Here is a 19556-nt window from a genome sequence, read left to right as displayed (position 1 = left end):
TTCGAGTGCTTACGCCACCGCCGCCGGAATCTCGCCCGAGGTCAGCGCATTCGGCGCCGCCTGTTCCACCAGCCCCGGTATCAGCGCGCCGAGTTCCGCCACGTCCCAACGCCCGTCTTTTTCGATGCGCGGGCCCGCATGCCAGCCTTCGGCCACCGTAATACGACCGCCGCGCACACCGAATACACGCCCGGTGATACCGCTCGACGCGCTGCTGCCAAGCCATGCCACGAGGGGTGCGACGTTGCCCGCGTCCAGCGGATCGAAGCCGGGTGCGGCGCCCGCGGTGAATTCGTCGCGCCGCTTCGCGAAGATGTCTTCGGTCAGACGGCTCATCGCGGTCGGATAGATCGCATTCACGGTTACACCATAGCGCTCCAGTTCACGAGCGGCAATCACCGACATGGCCGCAATGCCCGCCTTCGCCGCGCCGTAGTTGGCCTGGCCCGGGTTGCAGTAGAGACCCGACGACGAACTGGTGTTGATGAGCCGCGCCACCCGCTCGCGGCCCGCCTTGGCCTCATCGCGCCAGTAGGCGGCCGCGTGGCGCGACGGCGCAAAGGTGCCGCGCATGTGCACGCGAATCACCGAGTCCCAGTCTTCTTCGCTCATGTTGGCGAGCGTGCGGTCGCGCAGAATGCCGGCGTTGTTGACCAGCACGTCGAGTCCGCCGAACGCGGAAATGGCCGTGTCGATCATGTTCTTTGCGCCATTCCAGTCGGCCACGTCGTCGAAGTTGGCGACGGCTTCGCCGCCGAGCGCTTCGATTTCGGCGACCACGTCGAGCGCGGGGCCACTCGCCGCGCCCGACCCGTCACCTTTGCCGCCAAGGTCGTTGACGACGACTTTCGCGCCCTGACGGGCGAACTCCAGCGCATATTCCCGCCCCAGGCCTCGTCCGGCGCCGGTGATGACAACAACGCGATCTTTGCAAAGCTGCTGCATGGGAAATCCTCAGTACCGTTTGCTATCCAGGTTTTGCGCGAGACACGGCGTCCCACCGTGTCCACACTCGCGCATTCAGTGCTTGCCGTACAACGTCACCACGCACGCGCCGCCAAGGCCGAGATTGTGCTGAAGCGCCAGCTTCGCGCCTTGCACCTGACGCTGGTCGGCGGTGCCGCGCAACTGGTGGGTCAGCTCATAGCACTGCGCAAGGCCGGTCGCGCCCAACGGATGCCCCTTGGAAAGCAGACCGCCCGACGGATTGACCACCACCTTGCCGCCGTACGTGTTGTCACCGTCGCTGACGAACTTCTCGGCGCCACCTTCCGGACAGAAGCCGAGCGATTCGTAGCAGATGACTTCGTTGTGCGCAAAACAGTCGTGCAGCTCGCATACGTCGATGTCTTCCGGTCCGATACCGGCTTTTTCGTAGACCTTGTTCGCGGCCGAACGCGTCATGTGCGTGCCGACGTAGTTGAGCATCGACGGCGGGTCGAATGAAGCCGGCGGATCCGTGGTGAGCGACTGTGCAACGATCTGCACACCCGTGCGCAAGCCGTGTTTCTTCGCGAACTTCTCGGAGACGAGGATCGCCGCCGCGCCGCCGCAAGTCGGCGGACAGGCCATCAGACGCGTCATCACGCCGGGCATCAGCACCGTGTCGTTCATCACGTCTTCGGTCGTGACCTGTTTGCGGAACAGCGCCAGCGGATTGTTCGCCGCGTGGCGGCTCGCCTTGGCCCGCACCGCGGCAAAGGTTTCCATGCGCGTGCCGTAGCGCTGCATGTGTTCGCGCCCCGCGCCGCCGAACGTGCGCAGCGCCTGCGGCAGATGCGCGAGGTCGGCGGTCAGGCCGTGCATGATCGGTACGAAGCGCGCACGCGTTACCGGCCGGTCGTCCCAGTGCGATTTCAATGCGCCGGCCTGCATCTGCTCGAAGCCGAGCGCGAGCACGCAGTCGGCGTCGCCGGTGGCAATCGCCTGGCGTGCCAGATAGAGCGCGGTCGAACCCGTCGAGCAATTGTTATTGACGTTGACGATCGGAATGCCCGTCATGCCCACTTCGTAGATCGCGGTCTGCCCGCACGTGGAGTCCCCGTAGACGTAGCCTGCGAAGGCCTGCTGAACGAGGTCGTACGCAATGCCTGCATCGGCCAGCGCACGGCGGGTCGCTTCGGCGCCCATTTCGGTGTAGCTCTGGCTCGCGCCGGGCTTGGCGAACTGGATCATGCCCACGCCCGCCACCAGTACTTTTTCGCTCATGATGCTGCCTCAAAAGGTAAGGAGACTTAAAGCTTGCGCGAGATCAGATCCCGCAGGACTTCACTGGTCCCGCCGAAAATGCGCGTGACGCGCATGTCGGCAAAAGCACGGGCAATCGGATACTCCAGCATGTAGCCGTAACCGCCATGCAGCTGAACCATTTCGTCGATGCACTTCCACATCGCTTCGGTCGCGAACAGCTTGGCAATGGCCGCTTCCTGCAGCGTGAGCTTGCGCTCCATATGCTCGCGAATGTAGTAGTCGACCAGCGTGCGGACCGCAACGGCTTGCGCCTTTACGTCCGCGAGTTTGAATTTGGTGTTCTGGAAGTCCCACACGGTCTGATTGAACGCGCGGCGGTCCTTTACGTATTGCAGCGTCAGTTCGAGCTGCCGCTCCAGCTTCGCGGCGCAATACACCGCGATGATCAGGCGCTCCTGCGGCAGTTCTTCCATCAGGTGGATGAAGCCGCCGTTCTCGTTGCCGATCAGGTTGGTGGCCGGCACGCGCACGTTGTCGAAGAAAAGTTCGGCGGTATCGGCCGCGGCCTGCCCGACTTTCTCTAGCTTGCGGCCACGGCGAAAACCCGCGCGGTCGGTTTCGACCATGATGAGGCTCACGCCTTTCGCACCCGCCGACGGGTCGGTCTTGCAGACCACCACCACCATGTCGCAATTCAGGCCGTTGGAGATGAAAGTCTTGCTGCCGTTGATGACGTAGTCGTCGCCGTCGCGCACCGCGGTAGTACGGATCGACTTCAGATCAGAGCCCGTGCCGGGTTCGGTCATCGCGATCGCGAGGATCTTTTCGCCGCGGCAAATGGGCGGCAGCCAGTTGCGTTTCTGCTCTTCGGTGCCGAGACGAACGATGTACGGCGCGGTGATATCGGAGTGCACGGAATAGCTGAAACCCGACACGCCCGCACGGTGCAACTCTTCCGCGACGATCGCCGAATGGCCGAAATCGCCGCCGCCACCGCCGTATTCTTCCGGCACGGTCACGCACAGCAAACCTTCCCGCCCGGCCTTCAGCCAGGTCTCGCGATCGACGCAGCCGGCCTCGTCCCACTGCGCCTGACGCGGCAGGCACTCCCGTTCGAAGAAACGCCGCGCGGTTTCACGCAGCATCTCGTGATCCTCGCGATAGACATTACGTTTGACTTCCACCGCACGCTCCTCATCGATTGAATGCGTTGGCAGCGCGGACCGGGTTATCGGCCGGCTGCTTCCATGAACGCATTGTGCGTGGCGGGGATGGGGAGCAAGCCTACCCCCGTAGAGTGGGGGTGGCTGGGTGAATGACTGCGAGTGAGAAAAGCTATCGCGCGCTTGCGTCGCGCATCTTGGCGACGGCGCCGTCGCGGCCGGACACTTCCAGCTTTCTGTAGATGTTTTTCAGGTGCCACTTCACCGTGTCGAGCGAAACGTCCATGACACGCGCGATCTTCTTGTTGGGCAAAGCAAGTGCAAGCAGACCCATCACTTCGTTTTCACGTTCGCTGAGCGACTGGATCGGCACGTGCGCCGCGGCGGCCGGCGGTGCGGCAGGCGCGGATGCCTGACCGGCGTCGATCAGCCGCTGTGCGTAGAAGGCCAGCACCGGATCGAAGTCCTGTTCGAGCGGCAGAGCGTCGAGAATCTGCCGACATGGTCCGAGTTCGTCCAGCAGGCTGCGCATCAAGCCGAGCCGGTGGCCGAGGCGCAATGCCTCGACCAGATGCTCGCGCGCCGCTCTATCGTTGTGGCGCCCCTGCTCCGCAATCGACATCTGCAACCGCAGCCCGATTACGCGGCACCACCTGCCTCCCGCTTCGGACAGCGCGCTGAGCGGCTTCAGCCGGCTCATCGCGCCGTCGAAATCGTTCAGATGCAGGCACATGCGAATACGCGCGAGATCGGCGCAAACGCTGATTTCCCAAGCTGTGCTGCGCACCGCGCCGGTATAACGCGCCGCCAGCGTTTCACAGCGCAACAATGCCGCCTCGGCTTCGTCGAGCCTTCCTTCTTCCAGAAGCCAGCGTGAGCGCAGACATAGTGCGTTGGCGAGGAGACGATCCACACCATGACGCTTCGCGTAGTCTTCGAGCCGTTCGAGATAGTCGTAGGCCTCGCTCCGGCGGCCCGCGAACCGGTGCGCGCGGGCGAGCACCACCAGTGCCCGCAACACGGTGTCCGGAATCGACACGCGCTCGAGCACGCCGATGCGTTCGGCCAGCAGTCTGAGCGACGCATCGACATCGTTCAGCTCGTAAAGCGCTTCGCCGAGCAGCGCCGCGGCCATACACGCAATGCCCACATAAGCGGGGCCCTGTTTCTCCGCTTCCGCCAGCACGTCGCAGAACACCCGCTCGGCGAGCAGCACCTGCCCTTCGGCGGCGTGCGTCATGCCGCTCATGCAACGGCCAAGCAGGATGCCGCGCGGCGCGCCGCCATGCGGCGCGCCCTCTTCCAGCACCTTGCGCGCCTGCTGATAGTCGCCACGATGGATGAACATCCACGAGAGAATGTTGCCGCGACCCGCGCGGATGAAATCGTCGGCGTCCGCGGGGACGCGCTGCAGTTCCGGCAATAGCGCCACGACCGAATCCGTGTCGTCGCGCTGTAGCGCGAGGCCACCGCGAAGCAGCTCGAGCGCGTAACGCTGACGCGGGTCGGGCCGCTCGCTACGCGACGCTATCTGCTGAATGCTCTGCATGAGCGCGTCGGTTTCGCCGGCATACATTTGCAGATAGGCAGTGATCACGCGCAGATCGAAACGCTCCGCGATCTGCGCCGGCGGCAGGCGGCGCACGAGGCCCGCAAGCTGACGGAGTTCGCCGCGCGCGAGCAGATCGTGCGCGCACCCTTCCACGAGATCCGCGGCAGCCTGTGCGTTGTCTGCCAGTACGGCGTGATGCACGGCCTCGTCGACGTAACCTTGCACACTGAGCCACTGCCAGGCCGCTGCATGCAGTTCGCGCAGTTCGGCGGCCGGCAGCCCCGCGACCCGGCGCTGCAAAACCTCGCGCAGCAGAGGATGCAGGCGATACCAGGTTTCGCCGTCCTGCCCCACGCCGGTCTGCGTGATGAACAGATTGTCGCCCTCCAGGCGGCTGAGCCGGGCGGCGACGTCTCCGGCGGAGCTCGCATGCTGCATCAAGCTTGCGCAGAGGCGTGCGCAGAATCGTTCACACAGCGCCGCGCGTGTGAGCAGAAGAAGGTCTTCGGCAGCGAGGCGCACCAGTACTTCGCGTTCGAAGTAATGCGCGAAGGTTTCGGCGTCGCGCACCGTTGCAGGCGCAAAAGCCGCGCCTTTGCGGGTCTTCAGATCGATCGCGAACAGTTGCAGGCCCGCCGCCCAGCCGTCGGTCAGTTCATGCACCACCTGTGCGTCCCGCTTTGTGATGTCGCCGAGTTGCTCGCGCAAAAACCGCTCTGATTCTTCGGCCGAAAAGCGCAGGTCCTCCCGGTCGAGTTCTGTCGCCAGACCTTGCGAGCGCAGGCGCGCCAGCGAGACGGGCAGCGCCCGCCGCGAAGCCAGCACCACATGAAGTTGAGGCGGCGCGTAGTCGAGCAGCCAACGCAGTGCGTCGAGAATCCGCGCGTTCTGAAGGTAATGAACGTCGTCGAGCATCAGAACCAGCTCGCGCTTGCGGCGAGTAATACCGCGAACGAGCGTGATCACCCAGTGTTCAACCGCGGTCTCCTCGCTCTCACGGCCAACCAGTAATTCGGCTTCGCGCACGATGGCCGGATCCACGCTGGCAAGGCTTGCGAGCAGTCCGTGAAAGAACGCGGTGAGGTCGTCGTCTTCGGGAGCGAGGGAAAGCCAGGCCACGTCAAAATCCAGCGTCAACATCGCCTGCCTGAGGGCCAGCATCGTACTGGTTTTGGCGCTGCCGGCCGGTCCCTGAATCACCACGCAACGCTGCCGCCGCGCTTCGAGCAAGCGTGCCATCAAGGCTTCGCGAGGTATGAGTTGACGTGCTGCGCGAGGCGGAATCAATCTCGTGCCGGTGACGGGCGCGATCGTGAGTCTGGGGGAGACGCGTGCGTCTAATGAGTGCTCAATGGATTCGGACATACGGGGAAAACTGATAGACGGATAAACGTGAGAAAGGTCTCGCGACACCTGTCGACACCTCGGAACGCGTTCGTCGGAGTATAGAAGTGCGACGCCGTCGGTCGGGCAATTTAGCGGTTACCTACCCGATTCGGGTGGGCAGCCCGGCACCGTCAGTCCCGTTTTCGATCGGACATAAACCACGTGCAGTGCAGTTAATGAGGGAAATCACCAACAACCCCGCACGCGGCAACGCATGCTTCTTGCTTGAGGAGAGAGCTTGTCGGGAAGGCGGCGCGCGATAATTCCGCAACGCGGTCGCATCTCCCCGCCAGGTTAGGGGAGAGTCGCCATGCAAGGAATTAATGACGCGGTACGCACTGCAATTTTTGCCGTGGCGATCTCACTGCTTGCGGCATGCGGCGGAAACGGAGGCGACTCGGGTAATGCCGGCGCAACCGCGCCGGCTGGCGGCGTCAATCTGCAAATCGTGTCGTTCGGCGACAGCCTTTCGGACGTCGGCACCTATGCACCGATCGCCGGCGCCGTGGGCGGCGGGCGTTTCACGACCAATCCCGGACAGGTGTGGACTCAGGATATCGCGCAATACTACGGCGACACGCTGAACGTTGCGTACACCATCAACCTCACGCATAAACTCAGCGCGCAGGGCGGCTTAGGCTATGCGGAAGGCGGCGCCACGGTGGCGACGCCGGCCAACCAGTCCGCTTTTCTGACCGACGTGATCGGCGATGTCGAAATGCCGGTCAATCAGCAGGTTTCGAGCTATCTGGCTGCGCATACAAGCTTCAACTCCAATCAACTGGTGCTCGTCTGGGCCGGCGCAAACGACGTGCTGCGCGCCGGAGCGCTGCCGGCCGCGGCGCAGACCGTGGAGAGGGCGGCTACCACGCTTGCTCAGGTTGTCGGGCAGATCGTCCAGAACGGCGCCGCTCATGTGGTGGTGGTCAATGTGCCGGACATCGGACTATCGCCGCACGGCATCGCCTCGTCCGATGGCGGGGCGAATCTGACCCAGTTATCGCAGCTGTTCAACAGCAGCCTGAACGCTGCCCTGCAAACCGATGGCTTGCAGGGCAAAGTTATCCAGATCGATTCCTATACGTGGTTGAACCAGATCACGGCAAACTTTCAGGCCAATGGCTTCGCCGTGTCGAACACCGGTGTCGCCTGTGACCCCAGGAAGACGCCCGACGAGACAGCGTTGTTGTGCTCGCCAGCAACCTACGTAAGCGCCAACGCGGACCAGACGTACATGTTCGCCGACGACCTTCATCCGACGACGCACCTGCACGCGCTATTCGCCCAGTACGTGGAGCACCAGATCGCCAGCAGCGGTCTGGGCCATTGAAGCGGAATCATCAGGAAGCGGTTGCTACGCTGCGCGATGCAGGGCGCGCCGCGGCGAAAGACGCGTGCCAGGAGGAACCGTTCCAGGCCGACGCACGCCGAAGCCATTTCTTCGAATCGCTACAATGGCCGCCATCACTTCCCCTCGACAGCACCGAATGCCGGACACCCTGACTTCCTATTTCTGGAGTGGCGACGCCATTCGCAGCCGGCGCGTGAGCGATATCGTGCTATCAGGCTCACTCGATGTGCCTGTGCCTCCCCTGCGTCTGCTCGCGGATTGGGAAAGGGAAATCTCGTCGCACATGGTGCTGGAAGCCGGCGACGTCGAACCAATGCCTCTGGCGCGAGCACGGGCGCGCTGGCCGGACTACTCGCGCTGCGTACAGGCCGTGTCCGACTGGATGTGCGCGCTCGGACTGCCAGGCGTGCTTGCCTCCAGCGACGTAGCCCTCATGGCCTGCCGCGGCGCGAGATACCACCATGACGCCGCACAATACGGCAGTGCGGCCTTTTGCAATCTGTTCATGAGCGAAGACAAGGGACTGGACCTGCATTTTCCCGCGCTGGGTCATCGCATTCCGTTGACTCGGGGAACGGTTGTGATATTCGATACCGCGCAGCCGCACGGCGTAATTCAGCGCGGCAGCAGCGGATTTGATGCGGCCGACTTCGCACCCGGTCAGGATTGCATCCAGATATTCCTGACCTGGGAGCTTCCCATCGAAGATGCCCATGTTGCGCATGCACTCGAAGTCGCGTTCGACACCGCCCCTTCGACCTCGTCGCAACTCGACGCAGAGCAAGTCCAGCTGAACGGCGAACAGGTCATTGTGTGCCCGGCTTCCGGCCGCTGGCGCCCGAGCGACTGATTGTCGGGGCCAACCCTCACTGGTTTCGCGGCGAATCATTCGATGGCCCCGCGTGGGGCAGCATCCGTTGCAGCACGTGGTCTTTCAGAACAAAGCGATGGAACAGCGCCGCGGCCACATGCAGCGCAATCAGTGCGAAGAGCACCCATGCAAGAACGCCATGCACGTCGCCCATCTCGTGGCCGAAATCCGAGCCCGTCTCGCTCAACGCCGGATACGGCACGAGGCCCAGCAAGCGGACCGTCCAGCCGCGTGAGGACGCATTGATCCAGCCGAGCAGCGGCACCGCCACCAGCGCGGCGTAAAGCAGAAAATGCGTGATGCGCGAGACGACGCTCAATAGCGGCGGCAACTCGTCCGGCGTGGGCCAGTGGGTCAATCGCCAGACCACCCGGATCACCATGACGGCAATCAGTGTCGAGCCGACGCCCAGATGCCATGCGATCAGGCCGACGGGCTGCGTGCCCTTGTGAATATCGGGCATTGTCCAGCCGATCACGAACTGCATCGCGATCAGCAGAACAGTTAACCAGTGGAGCGTGCGCGCGACTGCGTCATAGGCCGGATGCGTACTTTGCTGGACTTTAGCCACTCCCTCTCCCCTTTGGCACTCTTCGGATTGATAAAACTGCTGCCGATAACTCGCGGATCGGCCGCCGGGAAAAACACGTTGTTTAACTAAACAATGCTAACCACTTTATCTTAAGGAAACCTGATGCTCCGCGCGCAACCGCGCCGGTACGCAATGCCACTATCCGTTCAAGTGACAGGCAGGGTTTTTGCTGAAGTCGCTTTGCTGGAGTCTTTTACTCAGCATCACTGCTCAACGCCTGTCACCGAGAACAAATATGCGCCTGCTCAATCGTCTGGTAGTTTCAATGGGTTTGCCGCTCGCCGCGTGCGCGATCGGCCCATCAAGTATAGGCGATGGCGGTTTCGGCGCTTCACCCGCCATGCCCGCCCCACAATCGACGCTGATTCCGATGGTCAACATCGCGCCCGTTCAGCCGCGCCCGGCCGGTTTCATACCCACAGTTCCCGGCGGCTTTTCCGTCACCCAGTTCGCCGGCGGCCTGTCGCACCCACGCTGGCTTTACACGTTGCCGAACGGTGACGTGCTGGTGGCGGAAAGCGACGCTCCCGAACAGCACGACGAAGGAAGTGGCCTATCCGGCTGGGCCAGACGGCAAGTGATGAAGCGCGCGGGCGCCGGCGTGGCCAGTCCCGATCGCATCGTGCTGTTACGCGACGCGAACAACACCGGCGTCGCCCGGACGCAAACCGTGTTTCTCGGCGGCCTGCATTCGCCGTTCGGCATGGCGCTCATTGGCAATGAACTGTACGTTGCCGACACGGACGCTCTGCTGCGTTTCGATTACGTCAAGGGCGCCACGCAGATCACCGGACCCGGGGTCAAGGTTGCCGATCTGCCGGCCGGTCCGATCAACCATCACTGGACAAAAAATATTCTCGCGGACCACTCGGGCAAGCATCTCTACATCACAGTGGGATCGAACAGCAACGCGGGAGAAAATGGTGTCGATGCCGAAGAAGGCCGCGCACGGATCCTCGAATTCGATGTCGGCACCGGCCGCCTGCGGCCTTATGCGACAGGATTGCGCAATGCCAATGGCCTCTCGTGGCAACCCGACAGCGGCGCATTATGGACTGCCGTCAACGAGCGGGACGATCTGGGCAACAACCTTGTACCGGACTACATGACCGCAGTGAAAGAGGGAGCGTTCTATGGTTTTCCGTACAGCTATTACGGCCAGCATGTGGACTCGCGAGTCAAACCGCAACGCGCCGACCTGGTCGCCGCGGCCATCGCACCGGACTATGCGCTTGGAAATCATACGGCTTCGTTGGGGCTTGTCTTTTACGACCGTACACTGTTCCCCGTGCACTATCGGGGCGGCGCCTTCATCGGCCAGCACGGATCATGGAACCGCAAGCCGCGCTCGGGTTACAAGGTCGTGTTCGTGCCTTTTGTCGACGGAAAGCCCGCCGGCGCTCCCGAGGATTTTCTAAGCGGCTTTCTGACCACGGACGGCCATGCCGTGGGACGGCCCGTTGGCGTCGCACTGGATGCGCACGGCGCCTTGCTCGTGGCGGACGATGTAGGCAACACAGTGTGGCGAATCACGCCGCGTAGCAGCATGTAACGGAGCGCGGGAAGGCGGATAGCGCGCTGGCAGTTCTTCGTCACGGCGCGCGCGACCTGCCCATGAAGCAGCCTGCCGCACGCGCCGCCATGACACAACAACGACGTTAGAACCGATGCCGCAACGACAGCTTCACGGCAACCTGCGTAGGCGTGGACGATTGCCCCAGCGTGGTGATCGCCGCAACCGCCGGCCGCCCTGTGGAGTCGACACCCGATGCGTGCTGCCACACGCCGACGAGATTCAGATCGGTGCGCTTGGAGAGCGAATAGTTCGGACCGAAATCGATCTGCTCGTACTTTGCGTCGCGTGCTGTCGTGTAGTCGAACGATGCACCGATCAGCAGTGCCGGCGTAATCGAATAACGGCCATTGATCTCGTAGCTGTTAAACGCGGCCGTGCCCGTGTTCGGCGTGGACGCGGTTCTTCGAATGTCCTGAAAGCGTGCGTTCGTATAAACGATTCCGACCATGCCCTGGCCGATTCTGTATGAAGCAGCCGCGCCGAATATTTGCCACACGTTGGCCGACACGTAGCCGCTGGTCACGGGGCTGCGGCCCGGCGTCACATATCCGGCCTGACCGGGAGAAAGCGCGCTATCGAGCACCGAGACGGATGGATTGTTGATGTTGTCGTACGCCAGCGCGGCGCTCAGCGGACCATTCTCGTACTTCAGTCCAAGCGTGTAGATCCGGCTCGACGCAAAGTTGCCTGCCACGCCGCCGGGTGCGAACATGCCGCTCGCTTGCAGACCATAGAAAGTCGGCGACAGATACTTCATCGCGTTATTCACGCGAAAGGTCGAGTTCAGATCGTCGAAATCGCCCGGATGAGTGCCGAGCCACGCCCACATCGAAGTCGCGGCAATCCCGCCTATGAGTTCCGTCATCGGATCATACTGGCGGCCCAGCGTCACCGCGCCCCACGTGTCGCTGCTCAGTCCGACAAAGGCTTGCCGCCCGAACTCGCGGCCGTTTTGCAGCAGCTTGCCGTTCGACGGATCGAAGCCGTTTTCAAGCGTAAAAATCGCCTTCAGGCCACCGCCGAGATCCTCGCTGCCACGCAGCCCCCAGCGGCTGCCGTTCGTTTGTCCCGTGACCATCTGTACGTTCGAATGCCCGGACTGGTTGTTGACATACACGAGTCCGGCATCAACGAAGCCGTATAGCGTGACGGAACTCTGCGCATGGGCCGCGCTCGCGAGAAGCGGCAGAGTCAACAGGGCAAGGGTGATCTTTTTCATAAAGTCTCCGGCATGACGAGGCCACGCGTTCTCGCACTAGCGGGAAAGCAGCAGGCTTCGCGGGTTTTTTAGGTAGTGGGTGCTACGGTGGTACTTCGGTGGCTTGACGGGAAGGCGAACGCCTTCCCCGCCGATGCCCGTGACTCGTGTGAATCTCCGGGCTGACCCGGCGTGCTCGCGCGTTAGTGGGGAGTGCTCACCTCGACGGCTACCGGCCGTGAACCGTAGATGCGCCCCATCACGAACACGGCGAGGCCGGCAATCAGCACGGGCCACGCGGAGAAGCGGAAGATCTCCGCCGGCGTCCAATGCGCCGAATACAGCATGCCCGCGCTCAACGGTCCCGCAATGCCGCCCAGGCGGCCAATGCCGAGCGCCCAGCCCACCCCTGTCGAACGCAGGTTGAGCGGGTAGTAGACGGCCGCCAGCGCGATAACGCTTTTCTGTCCGCCGCTAATGCAGAATCCGGCGCAGAAAACCATCACCATCAACCACGCGACGCTGCCCGAGAACGCGCCGCCTACCAGCCACATGAACACGCAGCCCGCGAGATACATCACGGTCAGCGTGACGTACGGGCCGACCCGGTCCATCGCGAGGCCGAGCGGCACGGCGGAGAGCACTCCGGCGATAGTCGGCAGCGCCGTCACCCAGACGACCGTCGCCGGCGAATACTGGAGGCCGGTCAGCATGGTCGGCAGCCAGCTCTGCATGAAATAGAACTCGGCCAGGTTCAGGAAAAAGATCAGCCAGAGCAACAGCGTGCCCGCCGAAGTGCGTCCCCTGACAAGCGCCGTGACACTCGCGCGCGCCTCGCCCTGGTCTTCGAGACGGAACCTGCTGCCAACCGGCACGTCGAGACGCGGAAAAAACCCCAGCAAGACGGCGCGCATGCGCTCGTCGCCATTGGGGCGCCGCTGCAGAACCACCAGCGATTCGGGCAACAGCCAGGCAAGCGGCACAGTGAGCGCGATCGGCGCAAGCGCGCCCACCAGCATCAGCGATTTCCAGCCGAACGCCGGCATCAGTGCACCGGCTGTGAGGCCCGCCACCACGAAGCCGAGCGAGAACCCGCAATACACGAGCAGCACGAAGGTGGCGCGCAGTCGCTTCGGCGCGAATTCGCAGGTTAGCGCGACCGCGCTCGGCGCAGCGGCGCCGAGCCCGATACCGGTCAGAAAGCGCAAACCGATCAGCTCGGTGACGTTGGTCGCGAAAAGCGTCAGCAGCGTGAACAGTGCGAACAGCACACTGCTTGCCAGCATCATGCGTTTATGGCCGAAGCGCGCGGACAACGGCGCGATCGCAAGGTAGCCGACCATCAGCCCGACGAGCGCGGCGGAAAAGATCGAGCCGAGAACCTCGCGCGGCAAATGCCAGTCCTTTGAAAGCGCCGGCACGATGTAGCTGATGGCCTGCGTGTCGAAGCCGTCGAGAAACATCAGTAGCGCGCATAGCAGCACCACGAGGCACTGGCCTATGCCGACCTTCTGGCGTTCGATAACCTCGACTACGTCGATGAGGGGGGATGCCACGGTGTTTGTCTCCTGTGATTGTTTTAGGAAGGCGCTACGTCATTGCCGGCGCTGTGTCGGTGTGCACAAAGGCGTCGCTGAAGAAATCGTCGTCGGGCAAGCCGGCTTTCAGGAACGACTCGTGGGCTGCCGTCGTCATGGCCGGGTTGCCGCACGCGTAGACCTGATAGCCGTCGAGCGAGCCGAAATCTTCGAGTACCGTCTCGTGAACGAAGCCGCGGCGGCCGTTCCAGTCCGCGTTCGGCTCGGAGAGCACGGGTACGAATTTCAGCTTGCCGCTGTCGTGCCACTTCTGCGCCAGCTCGGCGAGATACAGGTCTTCAGCGCGACGCGCGCCCCAGTACAAAGTCAGCGGACGGTCGAGCCTGCGTTTGATTGCGTCCTCAACGATCGACTTGACGGGCGCGAAGCCCGTGCCGGTAGCAAGCAGAATGACGGGTTTCGTCGAGTCGTCCTGCAGCGAGAATTCGCCGAACGGCAACTCCACTCGCAGCTTGTGGCCTTTGTCCAGGCGCCGCAGCATGCCTTCGGAGAATCTGCCGCCCGGCACATGGCGCACGTGAAGCTGGATGCTGTCGCTTTCGTGAGGCGGATTCGCCATCGAGTAGTTACGGCGGCTGCCGTCTTCCAGTTCGATCTGCAAATACTGGCCGGCGCGAAACTTCGCACGCACGCCGGTAGGCAGACGCAATTGCACGATGCTCACGTCCGCGGCCGGCTGCGTGATGCGGTAGACGGACATGTCGAGCGTCTTGCGCACCACCGGCTCGCGCCTGTCGATCTTGCGCGGCGCGATCGTCATGTCCGAAGACGGCCGCAGGCAGCACAGCAGCACATGCCCGGCAGGCCCCTGCACATCGCCCTGCACCGACGAACGGCCCGCGCCGGCCACCACGCCGCCTTCACAGGTCGAACACACACCCTTGCGGCATGAATACGGCACGCTGTAGCCCGAGCGCTCGGCGGCGTCGAGCACCGTTTCGCCTGCCTCGCAATGGAAAGCGATATCGCTGTCCGCGACGGAAATCTGGTAGTCCAAAATGTGACCTCGAAAAGCGTTGGAACGCGTCACTCAGCCAGTGGAGCGAGCACGGTTCCAGTTGTGACCAGACGGATCGCGCCGAGCAGCGGCGCGGGATCCGCGAGCAAGGTGCCGGCAATGTCGAAACCGCTGCCGTGCCCGACGCTCGAAAACAGCACGCCCGCGCCGATCGACAGCGCGGCGCTATGGCGGCCGGCGCGCAGCTTGACGGGAATGTGGCCCTGGTCGTGATACATCGCCACAAACACGTCGATGTCGGGATTGGTGAGCAATAGATCGGCGCCTTGCGGACCGATAACCGTCATGCCGTCATCACGCAACTTGCGCGCGACCGGCTCGGTAATATCGATGTCGTCACGGCCGAAAAGACCGCCCTCGCCCGCATGCGGATTGATGCCCATCAGTCCGACCACGGGATGCGCGATGCCCATCAATTGCAGTGCCTGCACCGCCGCCCGCGCGGCGCGTTCGACGTGGCGCTGATCGAGCCGCGCGAGTGCCGAAGCAATGCCTTCGTGCAGCGTCGCATGAACGATGCGCAGGCCGCCGCCGATCAACAGCAGATAGACGTCCTCAGCCGGCATGCCCATTTCGTGCGCCACGAAGCCCGGATAACCGGCGAAGCGCACGCCCGACGCATTGATCGCGGTCTCCGAATGCGGACAGGCAATCACGGCGTCCACCTGGCCCGCGCGCGCGGCACGAAGCGCGGCGCTCACGTAGGCGAGCGTTGCCGTGCCCGCGGCGGCCGCGACCTCGCCTGGCACAAACGCTTCGGCAGGCAGCGACGCGACGTCGACCATATCGATTGCGTTGGGCTCGGCAGACGGCAGATCGTCCAGTTGCACGAGGCGAAGCATGAGTTCGGGACAACACTGGCGAGCGTAGCGCCGGATCACAAACGCGTCGCCAAACAGGACGATGCGCGGCTGCGAGTGCACAGCGTGGCCGCCATGTTCGCTGCGTTCGTCGCGCGCCATCTGGGCGGCAGCCTTGACCGCGATTTCCGGACCGATGCCGTTGGGGTCGCCGATCGCCAGCGCGACAGTCATCGCGCGGTCACGGGTGCGGCTCATAGCGGCAACGCCAGCAACGTGTCGATGCGCGAGCTGTCGCACACCACGATCCGTTCACGCAGCCTCACGCCGTTCTCCTCCACGGCGTACACGTCGCAATAGCGGCCGGTGGCGAACAGGCTGGTCGAGCCGTCGCGCATGATCCGCGCCACCATGAACGAGGTCTCGCTGCGAGCCTCCCGCTCTGCCGCGCTGATGACGCTGGGCTGCCCGAGCAGATGCCGATAACTGTGGCGTTCGTAAATGTTGGCGCCGCGCAGCGAGGCAATCCGGTCGACCAGCATGCCGCGCGAAGCCGCATAGATCATGCTGCCCGTGAGGCCGCGCCTGTAATTGTCGGCGGTCGTCACCCTGTAGACGCACGCATCGGTGAAGAAGTCCGGCCATTGCGCGAGATCGCCGTCGTCGATGCAGCGCACGTAGTCGGCCTGCGCGCGGGCAATCAGTTGATAGATGTCTTGCGCCATTCTCAGTATCCCATTGCGTTGCGGTAGGCTTTCCAGAAGCCGCGAATCGACGCTTCCGTCACCCGGCTCGCGCTGCTTTCGGCGCTATCGCCGCCCATTTCGATCACGGAGCGGCCGTCGCCCGCGCCTTCGATGCCGCGTTGCACGAAGCCGCCGACGCATCCGTCTTCCATCGACACGTAACCCGCGGGTCCGACCAGGTTCGACTGGCGCAGGCGCATTTCGCGCAATTCCGGTGTGTCGTCTTCGAAGCCGAGGTAGGTCCAGTTCAATTCGGTTTGCTGCGTCCCGCGCGGCAGAATCTGGCGGACCGCGATCGCGTTCTGGATCTGCTGGAGCACGAAGCCGGGAAACACCGAAAGAATCTGCAGCGTGACGCCGTCCCCGAACTCGTCCACGCCGGCGAGCACGGAAGTGTCTTCGAGACGATGCTCGCTTTCCGAACGGATTTTCTGATCCGCGTAGTCGCTGGTGGCTTTCCGTTGTGCCGCGGCTTCAGCGGCATGGTCGACAGCCGAGTAGCTCACGTGATGACCACCGCTCGGATCGACGATGATGCCGCCGCGCTGCGACAGGCGGTTCAGCTGAAACGTCGTGAAAAACAGATGCAGAATGCTGGCGTGGTAGGAGTCCTTGACGTTCTCGAAGTAGAGCTTCCAGTTGTTCGGCAGCATTTGCGTGAATCGCCCGAGCACGACCGGCTTGCGGTTCTCCAGCACGCGCGCGATACGTTCGACGATTTCTTCGCCGAGGTACTCGTCGAGCGGCGGGACGTCGTCGGAAAAGCTGCCGAACACGAGGCCATGCAGCGTCGCGACACGCAGCTTGCGCAATCCGTGATCGCCGGTGCAGAAATCCGGCTTCATGCCGCCCTTGCCGTCAATGCCGTCCTTGAACGCGACGCCTACCAGATCGCCTTGCAGGCTGTAGGTCCATGCGTGATAGACGCAACTGAAATCTCTGGCATTGCCCTGGTCTTCGAGGCAGACCATCGCGCCGCGATGCGCGCAGCGATTCTCGAACGCATAGATTTCGCCGTCGGTGTCGCGCGTGACGACCACCGGGGCGTCGCCTACGAAAGTGCTGCGAAAGTCGCCCTGATTCGGCACTTCAGCTTCAAGGCACAGGTAGCTCCAGTTCGGGCCGCGGAAGATCGCGTCCTGTTCGTCGGCGTACACGCCTTCGTCCTGAAACAGCGCGTAGGGCACGCGCGTCAGGCCCTCGGACGGCCAGGTGATGCTGGCGCGCCGCGCCCGCATGATGGGAATGATGTTCAAGTTGCTCGCTCCATGTATTGCGGGGACCGTTCCAACGCCGCCTGGATCCGTTGTGGACCGCTCTTCGCGTGTCGCGCCAGGTTGACAGACGGGTTCGAATGTGTTCGAATACCGTACGTTGTTCGATATTTGAATCCAATATGACATCGGTCAAAGAACCTGTCAACGGGCAGGAAGGCGAGTTGACGCCTGAAGAAAGTGCTGATCCGAGCGGTAAGGCACGTGCGAAAGAAGGGATGGCGGGCCTCGCCAAGGGATTGGCGATCATCGAGGCATTCGGAGCGTCGACCGCACGCATGACCGTTTCCGACGCCGCGCATCTCGCGGACCTCAGCCGGCCGGCCGCGCGCCGCTGCCTGCTCACGCTGGTCGATCTCGGCTATCTCGCGCACGACGGCAAGTTCTTCACACCACTGCCGCGCATGCTCAGACTGGGCAGCGCGTACCTCAGCACGTCGTCGCTGACGCAGATCGCGCAACCGCTTCTCACCAGCGCGCGTGACGAATTGCAGGAATCGGTCTCGCTGGCGGTGCTGGACGAGGGCTACTCGGTATTCATCGCGCGTGCGGAGGCGGTGAGAATCGTGTCGACCGGCGTGAAGCTCGGCGGCAGACTGCCGGCCTATTGTTCGGCCACCGGCCGCGTTCTGCTGTCGGGTTTGTCGGAGGAGGAGATTCGCCGTCATCTCGACGCGACGCCCATGAAGCATCTGACAACACGCACGCTCGCAACCACAGAGACCGTATTGCGGGCCATCGCGGCCGCTGCGCAAAACGGTTATGCGATCAGCAACGAGGAACTCGAAATTGGCATGTCCGCAATGGCGGTGCCGGTGAGGAATCGCAGCGGTGCGATCGAGGCCGCGGTCAGCGTGAGCGTGTTTTCCGGACGGGTCAGCGTGGAGACCCTGGAGGAGAAGTTCCTGCCGGTTTTAAAGGCTGTCGCAGCGCGCATGCAACGCGCACTTTAGCGACCGCGCAGGACCGGCTGGAATCGACGCCATCGTTCAGATGTGCCCGATTCGCGCTCCGATCGTACGACCCATGTCAAACCAGTTGATCCTGGTCAACAGCCTCCAGTACTCAAGGCGCCAAATAGACAGTGATGACGTCGCTTGACTGTCTGCGCTGTCTGCTGCATGCCATTGTTCGCAAATCGGGGCCGCCGGGCGGCCGGCAATGGCGGTCAATTCGCGTCGCAGCGCATGGATCTCTTCGACACCTTGAACTTCTGGAGGTAACAGCATGAAAAGGATTTTCCCAGCCCTCCTGATTGCGCTGGCAACAGTCGGCACGACCCAGGTTTGGGCCCAGAATACCGCACCGTCCGGCGCAGACGGCGCTCAACCCGGCGACAACATCGTGCAGATGCGAAGCGAGATCCGCGCCGCGAATGAGGCTTACCGCGCGAGGGTACGCGCGGCAAACAAGGCTCGCGACCGCGAGGTCGCCAAAGCGCAGGCCGATCGGGTCAAGGCCGTCCAGGCGGCACAGTCTGGTGGAAGCGGCGGTTGAGGCGCTCGCAGTTGGCTCCGGCATAGGCTGCGGTCAGCTGTTTATCCCGCGCCTGGTTCTCGTCCAAACTAAACGGAGTTCACGTGGAAGAGCGGATAAAGCATCTCCTGAATCAGATCAGCGTGCTCGAGTCGGAACTGCAAGCGGAACTTCATCAACGGGAAGTCAAACTGTTCTATCGAATCACCGGCAAACATGTCGAATTCGACAAAGCGGTCGGCAAGGCTCATCGGGAATTGAAAGTGGGCATCGTCCGCTGGATTCTCTCCAGCCGGCCGCAAAATTTCCTGGCGGCGCCGTTCGTCTACGGGCTCGTTTTCCCCTTGGTATTTCTGGATCTTTGCATCTCCATCTATCAGGCAATCTGTTTCCCGATCTACGGCATCGCAAAGGTCAAGCGGGCGGACTATATCGTGATGGACCGCTGGCAACTGCACTATCTCAACTTCATGGAGCGATTCCATTGCGCATATTGTGAATATGCGAATGGCCTCATCGCATACGCGTCGGAAATTGCCGCGCGCACGGAACAGTATTGGTGTCCTATCAAACACGCTCGCAAGGTGTTAGGCACGCATGCAAGGTATGAACGATTTTTGGCTTATGGCGAAGCGGAGCAGTATCAGGAGCGTCTCGCGCAGTTTCGCGATGCACTGCGCAAGCAGCAATAGTTCGCGCGGAGTTTTCACCCACCAGACAACGCTATGGCGCTTTCTGTCAATCTTGTAATCAACCGGTGGGCGT

At 62.9% G+C, this 19556-nt stretch carries 17 protein-coding genes; 6 read left to right on the top strand and 11 right to left on the bottom strand.

Annotated features, from left to right (window positions below):
- Positions 1 to 9: 9 nt before the first annotated feature.
- The 4 genes from BXE_RS23495 to BXE_RS23480 form a co-directional block, all read right to left on the bottom strand.
- Entirely contained in the window at positions 10 to 945 is a 936-nt protein-coding gene (locus tag BXE_RS23495) for an SDR family oxidoreductase (RefSeq protein WP_011490626.1), read from the bottom strand.
- A gap of 75 nt (positions 946 to 1020) precedes the next feature.
- Positions 1021 to 2208 (bottom strand): lipid-transfer protein, encoded by a 1188-nt coding sequence (locus tag BXE_RS23490; protein ID WP_011490625.1) that lies wholly within the window; start codon positions 2206 to 2208, stop codon positions 1021 to 1023.
- Positions 2209 to 2234: 26 nt separating this feature from the next.
- Positions 2235 to 3374: an acyl-CoA dehydrogenase family protein gene (locus BXE_RS23485; RefSeq protein ID WP_011490624.1), complete on the bottom strand. Its 1140-nt coding sequence runs from the start codon at positions 3372 to 3374 to the stop codon at positions 2235 to 2237.
- 151 nt (positions 3375 to 3525) lie between these two features.
- The gene (locus BXE_RS23480) at positions 3526 to 6270 is read right to left on the bottom strand and encodes a LuxR C-terminal-related transcriptional regulator (protein WP_040124114.1); all 2745 of its coding nucleotides are present in this window, start codon (positions 6268 to 6270) and stop codon (positions 3526 to 3528) included.
- Positions 6271 to 6601: 331 nt separating this feature from the next.
- Here BXE_RS23480 and BXE_RS23475 point away from each other — a divergent pair, with 331 nt between their 5' ends.
- The gene (locus BXE_RS23475; RefSeq protein ID WP_011490622.1) at positions 6602 to 7621 is read left to right on the top strand and encodes an SGNH/GDSL hydrolase family protein; all 1020 of its coding nucleotides are present in this window, start codon (positions 6602 to 6604) and stop codon (positions 7619 to 7621) included.
- A 124-nt stretch (positions 7622 to 7745) separates the two neighbouring features.
- Positions 7746 to 8492 (top strand): hypothetical protein, encoded by a 747-nt coding sequence (locus tag BXE_RS23470; protein ID WP_011490621.1) that lies wholly within the window; start codon positions 7746 to 7748, stop codon positions 8490 to 8492.
- Positions 8493 to 8508: 16 nt separating this feature from the next.
- Here BXE_RS23470 and BXE_RS23465 read toward each other — a convergent pair whose 3' ends face one another.
- Positions 8509 to 9084 (bottom strand): cytochrome b, encoded by a 576-nt coding sequence (locus tag BXE_RS23465; protein WP_011490620.1) that lies wholly within the window; start codon positions 9082 to 9084, stop codon positions 8509 to 8511.
- 256 nt (positions 9085 to 9340) lie between these two features.
- Here BXE_RS23465 and BXE_RS23460 point away from each other — a divergent pair, with 256 nt between their 5' ends.
- A complete protein-coding gene (locus tag BXE_RS23460) occupies positions 9341 to 10657 on the top strand; it encodes a PQQ-dependent sugar dehydrogenase (protein ID WP_011490619.1) in 1317 nt (438 codons plus the stop codon).
- A gap of 106 nt (positions 10658 to 10763) precedes the next feature.
- Here the strand turns inward: BXE_RS23460 and BXE_RS23455 are convergent, their stop codons facing one another.
- The 6 genes from BXE_RS23455 to BXE_RS23430 form a co-directional block, all read right to left on the bottom strand.
- Positions 10764 to 11900, bottom strand: a complete 1137-nt coding sequence (locus tag BXE_RS23455) for a porin (protein ID WP_011490618.1) — start codon at positions 11898 to 11900, stop codon at positions 10764 to 10766.
- Positions 11901 to 12082: 182 nt separating this feature from the next.
- Positions 12083 to 13435, bottom strand: coding sequence for an MFS transporter (locus BXE_RS23450; RefSeq protein WP_011490617.1), 1353 nt, complete (start codon positions 13433 to 13435; stop codon positions 12083 to 12085).
- A 34-nt stretch (positions 13436 to 13469) separates the two neighbouring features.
- On the bottom strand, positions 13470 to 14474 hold the full coding sequence (locus BXE_RS23445; RefSeq protein ID WP_011490616.1) for a 2Fe-2S iron-sulfur cluster-binding protein: 1005 nt from the start codon (positions 14472 to 14474) through the stop codon (positions 13470 to 13472).
- Between the two features lie 29 nt (positions 14475 to 14503).
- A complete protein-coding gene (locus BXE_RS23440; RefSeq protein WP_011490615.1) occupies positions 14504 to 15553 on the bottom strand; it encodes a PdxA family dehydrogenase in 1050 nt (349 codons plus the stop codon).
- A complete protein-coding gene (locus BXE_RS23435; protein WP_011490614.1) occupies positions 15550 to 16020 on the bottom strand; it encodes an aromatic-ring-hydroxylating dioxygenase subunit beta in 471 nt (156 codons plus the stop codon). The genes BXE_RS23440 and BXE_RS23435 overlap by 4 nt, the downstream gene beginning before the upstream one ends.
- A 2-nt stretch (positions 16021 to 16022) precedes the next feature.
- Positions 16023 to 17279: an aromatic ring-hydroxylating dioxygenase subunit alpha gene (locus BXE_RS23430; protein WP_011490613.1), complete on the bottom strand. Its 1257-nt coding sequence runs from the start codon at positions 17277 to 17279 to the stop codon at positions 16023 to 16025.
- Between the two features lie 158 nt (positions 17280 to 17437).
- On the opposite strand from BXE_RS23430, the gene BXE_RS23425 reads away from it, so the two are divergent.
- The 3 genes from BXE_RS23425 to BXE_RS23415 all read left to right on the top strand — a co-directional run bounded on the left by BXE_RS23425 (position 17438) and on the right by BXE_RS23415 (position 19483).
- Positions 17438 to 18268, top strand: coding sequence for an IclR family transcriptional regulator domain-containing protein (locus BXE_RS23425; RefSeq protein ID WP_040124117.1), 831 nt, complete (start codon positions 17438 to 17440; stop codon positions 18266 to 18268).
- A gap of 274 nt (positions 18269 to 18542) precedes the next feature.
- Positions 18543 to 18812 carry a hypothetical protein gene (locus BXE_RS23420; protein WP_011490611.1) on the top strand — a complete coding sequence of 90 codons (270 nt, stop codon included), beginning with the start codon at positions 18543 to 18545 and terminating at the stop codon, positions 18810 to 18812.
- An 83-nt stretch (positions 18813 to 18895) separates the two neighbouring features.
- Entirely contained in the window at positions 18896 to 19483 is a 588-nt protein-coding gene (locus tag BXE_RS23415) for a hypothetical protein (RefSeq protein WP_011490610.1), read from the top strand.
- Positions 19484 to 19556: the final 73 nt, after the last annotated feature.

This window comes from Paraburkholderia xenovorans LB400, from assembly GCF_000013645.1.
Classification (GTDB): Bacteria; Pseudomonadota; Gammaproteobacteria; order Burkholderiales; family Burkholderiaceae; genus Paraburkholderia; species Paraburkholderia xenovorans.
This window is presented reverse-complemented; position numbering and strand designations above follow the sequence as displayed.

Bases quoted from the DNA above. Each gene is read 5' to 3' on its own strand.
- BXE_RS23420 (WP_011490611.1), top strand. From the start codon at position 18,543: ATGAAAAGGATTTTCCCAGCCCTCCTGATTGCGCTGGCAACAGTCGGC.
- BXE_RS23455 (WP_011490618.1), bottom strand. From the start codon at position 11,900: ATGAAAAAGATCACCCTTGCCCTGTTGACTCTGCCGCTTCTCGCGAGC.
- BXE_RS23425 (WP_040124117.1), top strand. From the start codon at position 17,438: ATGACATCGGTCAAAGAACCTGTCAACGGGCAGGAAGGCGAGTTGACG.
- BXE_RS23480 (WP_040124114.1), bottom strand. From the start codon at position 6,270: ATGTCCGAATCCATTGAGCACTCATTAGACGCACGCGTCTCCCCCAGA.
- BXE_RS23475 (WP_011490622.1), top strand. From the start codon at position 6,602: ATGCAAGGAATTAATGACGCGGTACGCACTGCAATTTTTGCCGTGGCG.
- BXE_RS23490 (WP_011490625.1), bottom strand. From the start codon at position 2,208: ATGAGCGAAAAAGTACTGGTGGCGGGCGTGGGCATGATCCAGTTCGCC.
- BXE_RS23440 (WP_011490615.1), bottom strand. From the start codon at position 15,553: ATGAGCCGCACCCGTGACCGCGCGATGACTGTCGCGCTGGCGATCGGC.
- BXE_RS23495 (WP_011490626.1), bottom strand. From the start codon at position 945: ATGCAGCAGCTTTGCAAAGATCGCGTTGTTGTCATCACCGGCGCCGGA.
- BXE_RS23470 (WP_011490621.1), top strand. From the start codon at position 7,746: ATGGCCGCCATCACTTCCCCTCGACAGCACCGAATGCCGGACACCCTG.
- BXE_RS23430 (WP_011490613.1), bottom strand. From the start codon at position 17,279: ATGCGGGCGCGGCGCGCCAGCATCACCTGGCCGTCCGAGGGCCTGACG.
- BXE_RS23435 (WP_011490614.1), bottom strand. From the start codon at position 16,020: ATGGCGCAAGACATCTATCAACTGATTGCCCGCGCGCAGGCCGACTAC.
- BXE_RS23460 (WP_011490619.1), top strand. From the start codon at position 9,341: ATGCGCCTGCTCAATCGTCTGGTAGTTTCAATGGGTTTGCCGCTCGCC.